The 11,102-nt window shown below is 56.2% G+C and carries 11 protein-coding genes; 7 read left to right on the top strand and 4 right to left on the bottom strand.

What is annotated here, in order from left to right:
* From QZ725_RS02435 to mltB, 5 genes are all read left to right on the top strand, one after another.
* The coding region (locus QZ725_RS02435; protein ID WP_293776029.1) for a transporter at positions 1-755 on the top strand (755 nt) is incomplete at its 5' end.
* Positions 756-875: 120 nt separating this feature from the next.
* The gene (locus QZ725_RS02430; RefSeq protein WP_293776028.1) at positions 876-1,796 is read left to right on the top strand and encodes a MoxR family ATPase; all 921 of its coding nucleotides are present in this window, start codon (positions 876-878) and stop codon (positions 1,794-1,796) included.
* Positions 1,797-1,834: 38 nt separating this feature from the next.
* Positions 1,835-2,803, top strand: coding sequence for a DUF58 domain-containing protein (locus QZ725_RS02425; protein ID WP_293776027.1), 969 nt, complete (start codon positions 1,835-1,837; stop codon positions 2,801-2,803).
* Positions 2,800-4,866, top strand: a complete 2,067-nt coding sequence (locus tag QZ725_RS02420) for a DUF3488 and transglutaminase-like domain-containing protein (RefSeq protein WP_293776026.1) — start codon at positions 2,800-2,802, stop codon at positions 4,864-4,866. Before QZ725_RS02425 ends, QZ725_RS02420 begins: the two co-directional genes overlap by 4 nt.
* Positions 4,863-6,008, top strand: a complete 1,146-nt coding sequence (mltB, locus tag QZ725_RS02415; RefSeq protein WP_293776025.1) for a lytic murein transglycosylase B — start codon at positions 4,863-4,865, stop codon at positions 6,006-6,008. Before QZ725_RS02420 ends, mltB begins: the two co-directional genes overlap by 4 nt.
* 54 nt (positions 6,009-6,062) lie before the next feature.
* Here the strand turns inward: mltB and QZ725_RS02410 are convergent, their stop codons facing one another.
* Entirely contained in the window at positions 6,063-6,614 is a 552-nt protein-coding gene (locus QZ725_RS02410) for a YaeQ family protein (protein ID WP_293776023.1), read from the bottom strand.
* 194 nt (positions 6,615-6,808) lie between these two features.
* Between QZ725_RS02410 and QZ725_RS02405 the strand changes: the two genes are divergently transcribed.
* Together QZ725_RS02405 and QZ725_RS02400 are read left to right on the top strand one after the other, a co-directional pair.
* Positions 6,809-7,366: a DUF1415 domain-containing protein gene (locus QZ725_RS02405; protein ID WP_293776021.1), complete on the top strand. Its 558-nt coding sequence runs from the start codon at positions 6,809-6,811 to the stop codon at positions 7,364-7,366.
* Between the two features lie 351 nt (positions 7,367-7,717).
* On the top strand, positions 7,718-8,071 hold the full coding sequence (locus tag QZ725_RS02400) for a hypothetical protein (protein ID WP_293776019.1): 354 nt from the start codon (positions 7,718-7,720) through the stop codon (positions 8,069-8,071).
* 52 nt (positions 8,072-8,123) lie between these two features.
* On the opposite strand, the gene cysM is transcribed toward QZ725_RS02400, so the two are convergent.
* From cysM to lapB, 3 genes are all read right to left on the bottom strand, one after another.
* The gene (cysM, locus tag QZ725_RS02395; protein WP_293776017.1) at positions 8,124-9,026 is read right to left on the bottom strand and encodes a cysteine synthase CysM; all 903 of its coding nucleotides are present in this window, start codon (positions 9,024-9,026) and stop codon (positions 8,124-8,126) included.
* A gap of 160 nt (positions 9,027-9,186) precedes the next feature.
* Positions 9,187-9,537 (bottom strand): DUF655 domain-containing protein, encoded by a 351-nt coding sequence (locus QZ725_RS02390; RefSeq protein ID WP_293776016.1) that lies wholly within the window; start codon positions 9,535-9,537, stop codon positions 9,187-9,189.
* A 123-nt stretch (positions 9,538-9,660) separates the two neighbouring features.
* Positions 9,661-10,836 (bottom strand): lipopolysaccharide assembly protein LapB, encoded by a 1,176-nt coding sequence (lapB, locus tag QZ725_RS02385; protein ID WP_293776015.1) that lies wholly within the window; start codon positions 10,834-10,836, stop codon positions 9,661-9,663.
* Positions 10,837-11,102 lie beyond the last annotated feature (266 nt).

Genomic DNA, 11,102 nt, shown 5'->3' with positions numbered 1-11,102 from the left:
TCGAACTCGCCGATGACGCGCTGATCGCCGTCCTCAACGATGTGCTGCACAGCTTTTCACTGGATTCGGCCGACATTGCCACCCTGTGGCTCAGCGTTACGCGTCAGGTGGTGGTGACGGCTCGTCGCACACCGCTCAAATCCATCGAACGCCTGCGTCAGGCTGTCGCCAACGGTGCCGCCATCCTGTCCTCCGTCGAGTTACTCGTACATCTGCTGCACGATCAAGGCGATGTGCTGGTGCGCATCGTGCGCGAAGCCGGGGTGCGCGTGGATACAGCGGAAGACAACCTGCTGGCCGGACGCCTCGAACATCAACGCGGCAAGCTCGGCACCTTGCGTCGCATTCTGGTACGCCTGCAACGCCTGCTGGCGCCCGAACCGGCGGCGCTGTTCCGTCTGCTGCAACGTCCGCCTCACTGGATGGCGGAACGCGATGTGGGCGAATTGCGACAGGCGACGGAAGAATTCTCGGTCGTCCTCAACGACATGAGCGCGCTGCAGGAACGCATCAAGCTGCTGCAGGAAGAAATCGCCGCCGAGGTGAATGAAAAGAATAGCCGCAGCCTGTTCGTACTGACCATCGTGACGGTACTGGCGCTGCCCATCAACATCATCGCCGGCCTGCTCGGCATGAATGTGGGCGGCGTGCCGCTGGCAGAAGATCCGTTCGGGTTCTGGATCGTCGCTAGCATCGTCGCCAGCTTTACCCTCATCGCCGGCTGGATGGTACTGCGCAAGCAAAAGCAGGATTAGCCACACACCGCTTGTGCGCTTTGTTACCTGCGCGCAAATCTCGCATAGAATCATGTCGATACCGGCAGCCCTGCTGCCGCCTATGCCAGCACGCCCGATCATCCCCACGGAATGTCACTCATGTTTGCGAAGTTTCATGCGGTTGCCCAGCAGGTCGCCACCATCGTTGTCGGCAAGGATACGCAGATACGTCAGGCGCTCGTCTGTCTGCTGGCTGGCGGCCATCTGCTGATCGAAGACGTGCCGGGTGTCGGCAAAACCACGCTGGCACATGCGCTGGCGCAGTCGCTTGGCCTGCAATTCAATCGACAGCAATTCACCAGCGATCTGCTGCCGGCCGATATCGTCGGTATTTCGATCTTCGATCGCGACAAGAACGGTTTCGTGTTTCATCCGGGTGCGCTTTTCACGCAAGTATTGCTGGCCGACGAAATCAACCGCGCCACGCCGAAAGCGCAGTCGGCCCTGCTGGAAGCGATGGAAGAACGGCAGGTGACGGCGGACGGCATCACCCATGCGTTGCCGCAACCTTTCTTCGTAATCGCCACGCAAAACGCCTCGCATCAGCTCGGCACGTTTCCACTTCCCGAATCGCAGCTCGACCGTTTCATGATGTGCCTCTCGCTCGGCTACCCCGATCCGGCAGCCGAACGCGCGCTGCTGCTTGGGGAGGACCGTCGCGTATTGCTGAAATCGCTGCCGGCGACAATGACGCCACAGGATTTGCTGGATGCGCAAGCTGCACTGCGACAGATGCATATATCGCCATCGCTTGTCGATTACCTGCAAGCGCTGGCACAGGCCTCACGCGAGAACGGCATGTTCGTCGAAGGATTGAGTCCGCGTGCCATGCTGGCGCTATTGCAGGCAGCACGCGCCTGGGCGGCACTTGAAGGACGCAATCACGTCATTCCGGAAGATGTGCAAGCCGTACTGGTACCCGTCACCGCTCATCGCCTGCGTGTGATTCGTTCGGGCAGTGGCAGTGCGCTCAACAGCCGCGACATGGTCTTGCAACTCATGCATGCCGTCGCAGTTTGAACAGCATCGCGCAACCATGATGCGCCGCGGGTGCTGACGTGCAGGGATTTTCTTCCTGGCTGCAATCGCTCTTGCCATACCGCCGGCGGCCAAGCGAAACGGTACTTCTCGACCGTCGTCGCATCTATATCCTGCCGACCCGCGCCGGTTTGGTCTATGGCGTCATGCTCCTGATCCTGTTTTTGTGCGCGATCAATTACTCGCTGAGCCTGGGCTTCGGGCTGACTTTTCTGCTGGCGGGATGTGGCTTGGTCGGCATCTATCTGACGTATCGCAATCTGGTGCAGCTGTCGCTTGCCACCGGACATCCGCAAGCTGTTTTTGCCGGTGAGACCGCGCATGTTCCGCTGCATATACACAACCAGCGCTCATACCCGCGTTACGCATTGCACATCAGTTTTCTCAACGGGAAAACACCGGGCATCGATCAGTTGGCGGATGTAGGAGGCTCGTCTTCTGCCAGCATGCATCTGGGCATACCGACTTCACGGCGCGGCTGGCAGCAATTGCCACGCCTGCGTATTCACTCGCAATTTCCGCTCGGTCTGCTACGCGCCTGGAGCGACTGGCAACCGGCTGCACGCTTGCTCGTCTACCCCCAACCAGAAGCGGGCGAGCCGCCGTTTCCCGTATATTCCGGCGGCCGACAAACCGGTCATGGACTCGCCGGGCATGACGATTTTGCCGGCATTCGTGCCTATCAGAGCGGCGATTCATTGCGCCATATGGCATGGCGGCAGATTGCGCGCAAACCGGAAGGAACGTTCGTCACCAAACAGTTCGAAGGTGGTGCCAGTGGACATTGGCTGTTCGACTATGCCAGCCTGCCCGACAATCTCGATACGGAACAGAAACTGGCGCGCATGACGCGCTGGCTGCTGATGGCAGAAGCGCAGTCACAACCCTATGCGTTTGCGCTCGGCACGACACGATTCGAAGCAGCAAACGGCCCTGTGCATTTGCATGCGTGCCTGCAGGCGCTCGCCACATTCGGGCTTTCCGCATGAAGCCGCGCGTTCAATCCAAGGGCCAAGCTCAAAGCCAGCGCAAATCGGCATTTCGTATTGGCCATGCACTTCGTGGCTGGCCGCTTGCACGCGACAAGGCCGACACCCTGCTGTTGCTGGCCGCCTGCGCACTGGTGCTGGCACCGCACGGCATCGTGCTGCCGCTGTGGATCGGCGGCACGCTCATCGTTATGCTCGGATGGCGCGCATGGATCACCTTGCGCGGCAATCGCATGCCGCCACGCTGGATTTTGTTGCCACTGGCACTGAGCGCCATGGCGGGAATTTATTTGCAGTACCGCACGTTCTGGGGCCAGGAAGCGGGCGTGGCGACGCTGGTATTGCTACTCGCTTTCAAATTGCTGGAAATGCGCGCACGCCGCGATCTGTTCGTGGTGATCTTCCTCGCCTTTTTCCTGCTGCTGGCCGCGTTCTTTCATTCGCAAAGCCTGCCGTCTGCCGTCCTGACGGTTTGCACTGTTGTGCTGTTGCTGACAGCGCAACTCTCTTTCCAGTACACCAACCGTGCGCCGCCGCTTGGCCAGCGTTTGCGATTTGGCTCTACCATCGTTGCCATCGCCCTGCCATTGACCATCGTCTTGTTCGTGCTGTTTCCACGCATCCAGGGACCGCTGTGGGGAACACCGGATGCCGGCAGCATGGCACGCAGCGGACTATCCAGCACGATGTCGCCCGGCAGCGTGGCACAACTCGCGCTCTCGGACGAGATCGCCTTTCGCGTCCGCTTTCTCGACGGCGAACCGCCGCGCGATGCACTCTACTGGCGTGCAATCGTCATGGGCATGTACGACGGCCGTACCTGGCAACGCGATGCCACGCAAGGGCGAAACGCAGATCCAATCCGCTACCACTACGAGGGGCGTGGCTATCGTTACGAAATCACGCAGGAAGCCACGCGCCACCCTTGGTTGTTTGCGCTGGAGCTACCTGAAGCGACGCCTTCTGTGCCCGGCAATCGCGTGCGCATGACGCCGGACATCCAGCTTGTTGCCACGCGCCCGATTACCGACCGCATCCGTTATGAAGTGCGTTCGTATCCCGCCTCACGATTGCAGGACGACGCCCGCGCCGATGCCATGCGCGACTGGCTAATCCTGCCCACGGCGCGACATCCGCAAACCCTTGCACTGGCAGCCAGATTAAAACAAACCCATGCAGGCACGACCGCAAGAATCGAAGCCGTACTGAACCTGTTTCGCACCCAGGCTTTCCGCTATACGCTCGAACCGCCGCTGCTGACGGGCGATACGGTCGATACCTTTCTCTTCACCACCCGCGCCGGTTTTTGCGAACACTATGCGAGCGCCTTCGTCGTCCTCATGCGTGCGATGGACATACCGGCACGTGTCGTCACCGGTTATCAGGGCGGACAAATGAATCCGGTGGATGGCTTCATGACTGTGCGGCAATCCGATGCCCATGCCTGGGCCGAAGTCTGGCTGCCCAACCGCGGCTGGCTGCGCGTGGACCCGACTGCCGCCGTGGCGCCGGAACGCGTTGAGCGACCGATGACGACCGACAGCACCATGCCCGGTGCATTCGGCGCGCTGCTTCAGGGTGATGGCGGCTTTTACACGGCACTGCGCAATGCCCGCTTTTATTGGGAAGCCGTGAACAACAGCTGGAACCAATGGATTCTCGGTTACACGCCTGAACGTCAAAAGAGTTTGCTCGACGCCTTCGGCTTCGGTAACATCGATTGGCAGGAAATGCTGTGGCTTGCTGCACTAGGCATGGGTGTCCTGATGGTGTTTGCCGGAATGCTTGCGCTGCTGCAACGCAAGCGACGCGATCCGGTCGAGGCATTGCATCAGGCATTTTGCAAACGCATGGCACAGTTAGGCTTGCCACGTCTGTTGCACGAAGGTCCGCGTGCCTATGCACAGCGTCTGAGGAATGCACCAACTCTGAACCGTGAACGCAAGACCGCCGCGCAGCAGTTCCTGATGCACTACGAAACCTATCGCTACGGCGACCGATTCTCGCAACAGCAGCCCGTCACACCGACTGTGCTGCGCGCTTTACTCAAACGACTTCGATGATATTTTCTCCGCTTGTCCGCCCTGTCCTGACCGCCTTTTCTCTCCTTTCGTTGCTGACCCTCGCTTCGTGTGCTTCGACCACCGAAGCCGGCAAGCAGGACAAACCCTCCGCCACGCCGGAAAAAACTGCCGTATCGAACGTTCCCGTCACCACCTCCAAAACGGTCACGCCCGTGCAAGGCGATGAATTTGCCAACTTCACGCAATGGCGTGAGGTGGATGGTTTCATTGACGATATGGTGAAGAAACACGGCTTTGACCGCAAAGCATTGCAAGAAACAATGAACAAGGTGCACTACGTTGATCGTGCGATCCAGTTGATGAAACCCGCGCCCCCAGGCAAGCCGAAAAACTGGGCAGCCTATCGCGCACGTTTTGTCGAACCGGTGCGTATCAAGGGCGGTGTCGCTTTCTGGAACAAGTACGCCAGCGATCTGCAACGTGCAGAAAAACAGTATGGCGTGCCGGCCGAAATCATCGTCGCCATCATCGGTGTCGAAACCGTCTATGGTCGTTACACGGGCAATTTCCGCGTGATGGATGCGATCACGACGCTCGCGTTCTCCTACCCCGATACGCCGAATCGCGTTGCGCGCATGGCGTACTTCCGCGGCGAACTCGAAAACACCTTGCTGTTCGCGCGTGACGAAAAGATCGATCCCTTCACTCTGCTCGGTTCCTATGCCGGCGCGATCGGCTGGCCGCAATTCATGCCGGGCAGCATTCGCAATTATGCGGTGGACTTCGACGGCGATGGCCATATCAATCTGCGCAACTCTCCGGTCGATGCCATTGGCAGCGTGGCGCACTTTCTAGTGGAGCATGGCTGGAAACGCGGCGAACCCGTAGCTTTCCCTGCCCGCGTAGACAACAAACGCGATGACTGGCAACGCTTTCTCAATCAAGGGCTGGAAGCGAAATACAGTCTGACGGAACTACAGGCAGCCGGCATTACGCCAAGCGCAGGTACGCCACGCGATATGCCGTTCGGATTGGTGGATTTGCAGAATGGCGACGGCCCGACCGAGTACTGGCTGGGCGCGGCGAATTTCTTCGCCATTACGCAATACAACCGCAGCTTCTTCTATGCGATGTCGGTCAACGAATTGAGTCGCGTCTTGCGCACCGAGCGTAATTTCTGATGTGACGAGCAAGGGTTGTTGCATCGCATCCTGCGGCAGGATGCGATGCCAATTTCAATTGCTGTCTTGGGCTGGTTTCAGGGTCGTCAAGGTCACGGGAATCGACGCGTCGTCTGCGGTAATCCACGCCTGACCATCCTGCACCGTGCATTGTAATTGCATGGTGCGCTGTGCCAGATGGCCCAGCGCCTGACTCGTCTCGGATGACAACTGATACACCTCGAGATTCTTCGCTCGCTCCACGCGCGAGGAGGTCTGCCCCCACCAGATATGGCTGGTAGCGCTATAGCTGTAAATGACCACGCGTTCGGCACGACCGCACGCTTTCATGATGCGCTTTTCATCCGGCTGACCGACTTCGATCCATACATCGATCGCGCCCGTCAGATCCTTTTGCCAGAGATCGGGCTCGTCATCGGCACTCAACCCCTTGCCGAAATTCAAGGCTGGATCGGCATGCAGGGCAAAAGCCAGAATCCGCATCATCATGCGTTCGTCCGTCTCGGAAGGATGGCGTGCGATCGTCAAGCTATGCGGTTCATAGTAATGACGATCCATGTCGGAAACCTGCAGATCTGCCTTGAAGATGGTGGATTTGAGAGCCATGAAAACCGCGTGAAAGTGTAAAGAAAGAGCCAAAAGAAAAAGGGGGAACAAGCAAATCCGGACGAATCCGGAAAAAGCGGACGCCAGCATAGCCGATCTGCCTGACGCACGCCACGCCTGTCCCCTACTGCAACAGTAAAGCGCGCCAGGCCACCCCTTACAATGATGGCTTCAGCCTCTTTTCATTTCGCACCATGCAACAGAATCTCGACAAGCAAACCATCATCAGCGACACACGCGTCTGGCTGGAACGCGCGGTGATCGGCCTCAATCTCTGCCCATTCGCCAAGGCCGTCCATGTGAAAGAGCAGATTCGCTATACCGTCAGCGAAGCAACCGACACCGATCATTTGCTGCGTGACCTCGAAACCGAGTTGCTGCTTTTACAGCAAAGTACGCCAGAAGACATCGATACTACGCTGCTCATTGCCCCTCTGACATTGCAGGATTTCCTCGATTACAACGACTTCCTCGATATCGCCGAGATGCAGCTCGATGTTTTTGGTTTGCGCGGTGACATTCAGATAGCCAGCTTTCATCCAAACTACTGCTTCGCCGATTCCGATATCGACGATAGTGCAAACTTTACAAACCGCTCCCCTTATCCCATCCTGCATTTATTGCGGGAAAGCAGTATTGATCGCGCCGTTGCGGCATTTCCAAATGCAGAACAGATCTATGAACATAATATCGAAACGATGCACAAATTAGGTGTCGAAGGGTGGAAATCCCTGTTTTCCCGAGAAAAATAATGTGATAAAAACATCTTGCAGTGCAACAAAAATCCCATACATAAGGTAAGTAGCACTACGTAGCAAACGATTGCGTGTTTGTTTGTGAATATGCAATTTTTACAATGAAAAGTTTGCAGCCAAGGAACTCCAAGCAACAAAAAACGCTCAGAATGGTTATAAAAAGCAAATAATCAGCATTGCCTTTCAGGAACTTGTTGCTATATTTGCCTCAGGGAGTTAATTTTTAACCATGTCAAAAAAGTAAGCTTTTTTTGCAACTTTACTTCATGACAAGACTCCAAAATTTTGCTGACGATGAATGCAAGCAAGATTGCTCTTCACCATCCTTGAACCCTTAACTGAAAAGATATGACTACTATGGATACTCAGACCACCAGTAACCGATTAGCCGATCAAGTCAATTACGACCCGAACCACCTGCTGGATTCGCTGATTGAAAAACTGCATTTGAAAAATGACGCTGCGCTGTCGCGCGCATTGGAAGTCGCACCGCCGGTGATCAGCAAGATTCGTCACCGCCGTCTGCCGGTTGGCGCGTCGTTGCTCATTCGCATGCACGAAGTCAGTGACTTGAGCATCCGTGATCTTCGCATTTTGATGGGTGATCGTCGCGACAAATTCCGTATCAGCGACAAGCAGTTCAAACCGAAAGATCCTGTGGAAAGCAAACCGGAAATCCCGGCACCACAGAACAATAGCTAATGAAAACGGACGCCTAGGCGTCCGTAATTTTTTGGTTTGGGCGCTAACAGGATCAGGCCGGAAATACGCCCGTGGAAAGATACCGATCACCACGATCACATACGATGAATGCAATCGTGGCGTTTTCCACGGTTTGTGAAATCCGCATCGCCACTTCGCATGCACCTGCTGCGGAAATCCCGCAGAAAATTCCCTCTTCAATCGCCAGGCGACGAGCCATCTGCTCTGCCACCGTCTGACTGATGTATTCGAGTTGATCGATGCGGCTTGCATCGTAAATCTTCGGCAAATACGCTTCGGGCCATTTGCGAATGCCGGGAATTTGCGACCCCTCTTCCGGTTGCACACCGATGATCTTGATATCGGGATTCTTTTCTTTCAGATATTGCGACACACCGATGATGGTGCCGGTGGTTCCCATGGCGCTGATGAAATGCGTAATGGTGCCACCTGTATCACGCCACAATTCAGGGCCGGTGGTTTCGTAATGCGCGCGCGGATTATCAGGATTGGCAAACTGATCGAGAATAATGCCCTCGCCGTTTTTCTGCATCTGATCGGCTAGATCGCGCGCATACTCCATGCCGCCCGTCTTGGGCGTCAATACGATACGTGCACCATAGGCTGCCATCGCCTGACGTCGTTCTTCGCTCAGGTTTTCCGGCATCAGCAAAATCATCTTGTAGCCACGCATGGCTGCAGCCATCGCCAACGCAATACCCGTATTGCCGCTGGTCGCCTCGATCAGCGTATCGCCGGGATTGATGTCTCCACGCGCCTCCGCATGTTTGATCATCGAAAGCGCAGGACGATCCTTGACCGAACCGGCCGGATTATTCCCCTCCAGCTTGCCCAGGATGATGTTGTTGCGACGTGTGGTTTCTTCGCAATTGAGGCGTTTGAGTTGCACCAGCGGCGTATTGCCGATCGTGTCTTCGATGGTCAGATATTGCATGGCGGACAGCGTTCTTGGATTGGGTAAAACGACCATTTTAATCGACCCGCGACTTGCCCGCATTGCCTGTCTTGCTCAAACAGACAAAGAAAAAGCCTCGCAACGCGAGGCTTTTTCTTTTGATGACACCCGAATGGATGGAAGACTGCATCGATTTTTCTTATTTCTTGTCATCCTGCTTTTTGGCTTTCACCGGGGCCGAATCTTTCTTTTCTTCCTTCTTCGCATCGGCCTTGACACCCGGCTTCGGTTGACCGTTGACGGTCAAACCGGCATTCGAGAATTTGTCGGAACTCTTGTCGCCAATTCCTTTTACGCGCGTCTGCAGATCGTTCCAGTCCTTGAAATTGCCTTTTTTGCGCTCTTCAAGAATGGCGCGCGACATGCTCGGCCCAATCCCCTTGATGCTATCGAGTGCGGCTTGATCCGCCTTATTAACATCGACAGCCGCAAACGCCATGCTCACTGCCGCCAAAGTGCCTGCCACCAACAACAATAATTTCTTCAACATACCGTTCCCCTTATTGAATTGCACTGCATGATTGGTGCGGATCATTGCTGATCCGTCCCGCACTATAGTCAAAAGAGGAATGCGTTTGCACTACCGCATTTTTGGTATTTTGGTGCCGGAGTTTTAATTCATGACATTCAGTTCTTCGGTGCGACGCGGGGGGTAGGTTTCCCATTTGCTGCAACCAGGGCATTGCCAATAGTACTGACGTGCCTTGAAACCACAGTGGCTGCATTGATAGCGCGCCAGTTTCTGCGTATAGCCATGTACGAGGTTCTGCACCATCGACAAGTCCGAACGCATTTCCGGTGGCGCACTCAGCATGCGCCCTTCCAGCAACTTGTCGAGACCAAGCAGGGTCGGCGTACGGCGCAACTCATCGCCCACCAACTGATTGGCAGCATCGACACCTTCCTGCTCCAGCACGGCCTTGAACACGACTTCCAGCAAGTCGATGGACGAGGCTTCGGCCAGATAGAAGCGCAGCAACTTGATCCCTTCCTGCGGACGTTCCACCGTACGATAGGCATCCATGATGCGTTGCGCGACCAAGGCAACGTGAGGCACGCTCTGCTGCTCGACGCGACGCCAGGTCAGCAGTGCAGCCTCGGCATCACCTTTTGCCAGCAAGGCATCGCCCATCATGATGGTTGCGCGCACATTGGTGCGGTCTGCACTCAATGCCTTGTCGAGCAAGGTAATCGCCGCATCGTTGTCGCTGCGCACCAGTTCATCTTGCGCCAGTTCGCAATAGAACTGTGCGATCTCGGTTTGCCGACCACCGGCACCGGATTCCTGCAATGCAAGCGCTGCCTCGATGGCGCGATGCCATTCCTTCTCGCGCTGATAAATTTCGAGCAAGGCACGACGGGCCTGCGCGCCATACAGTGTATCGACAAGCTGATTGAAGGTTTCCTCGGCACGATCCAGCAACCCGGCATTCAGATAATCCTGACCGAGTTCGTACTGCGCGTGTACCTTCTGGTCAGCAGGCAAATCTGCGCGCGTCAACAGATTCTGGTGCACGCGAATCGCACGTTCGGTTTCACCGCGACGGCGGAACAGGTTGCCGAGGGCGAAATGCAATTCCACGGTCTCAGGATCGAGCTTGACGATTTCGATGAAGGCATCGATCGCCTTGTCCGGCTGTTCATTCAGCAGGAAATTGAGTCCCTTGAAGTAACCACGCGGCAGCGTACGCGATTCGGAAACAAGCTGCTTGATATCGACGCGTGCAGCGATCCAGCCCAGCGTGAAAAAGGCAGGAATGGCCAGCAGCCACCAGGTTTCAAATTCCATGGATCGTCATTCAGAAAAATTGAGGTCGAAGAACGACCGGTCAGTAAGGCGAAATGCCATCGGGTTGTGGCGGTTGCGAACGTGCACGCGCTTCGTTTTGCGCATCCTGCTCCATCGTCAGGATGACTTTTTTCAAGCGCGCAGACTCCTTGCGTTATCGCAAGGAGTCTGCGCGCTTGAAAAAAGTCATCCTGACGATGGAGCAGGATGCGCAAAACGAAGCGCGTGCACGTTCGCAACCGCCACAACCCGATGGCATTTCGCCT

This window comes from uncultured Oxalicibacterium sp. (assembly GCF_913776015.1).
Taxonomy (GTDB): Bacteria; Pseudomonadota; Gammaproteobacteria; order Burkholderiales; family Burkholderiaceae_D; genus Oxalicibacterium.
This window is presented reverse-complemented; position numbering and strand designations above follow the sequence as displayed.

Coding starts and splice junctions, on each gene's coding strand:
- QZ725_RS02430 (WP_293776028.1), top strand. CDS start 876: ATGTTTGCGAAGTTTCATGCGGTTGCCCAGCAGGTCGCCACCATCGTT.
- QZ725_RS02420 (WP_293776026.1), top strand. CDS start 2,800: ATGAAGCCGCGCGTTCAATCCAAGGGCCAAGCTCAAAGCCAGCGCAAA.
- mltB (WP_293776025.1), top strand. CDS start 4,863: ATGATATTTTCTCCGCTTGTCCGCCCTGTCCTGACCGCCTTTTCTCTC.
- QZ725_RS02410 (WP_293776023.1), bottom strand. CDS start 6,614: ATGGCTCTCAAATCCACCATCTTCAAGGCAGATCTGCAGGTTTCCGAC.
- QZ725_RS02405 (WP_293776021.1), top strand. CDS start 6,809: ATGCAACAGAATCTCGACAAGCAAACCATCATCAGCGACACACGCGTC.
- QZ725_RS02400 (WP_293776019.1), top strand. CDS start 7,718: ATGACTACTATGGATACTCAGACCACCAGTAACCGATTAGCCGATCAA.
- cysM (WP_293776017.1), bottom strand. CDS start 9,026: ATGCAATATCTGACCATCGAAGACACGATCGGCAATACGCCGCTGGTG.
- QZ725_RS02390 (WP_293776016.1), bottom strand. CDS start 9,537: ATGTTGAAGAAATTATTGTTGTTGGTGGCAGGCACTTTGGCGGCAGTG.
- lapB (WP_293776015.1), bottom strand. CDS start 10,836: ATGGAATTTGAAACCTGGTGGCTGCTGGCCATTCCTGCCTTTTTCACG.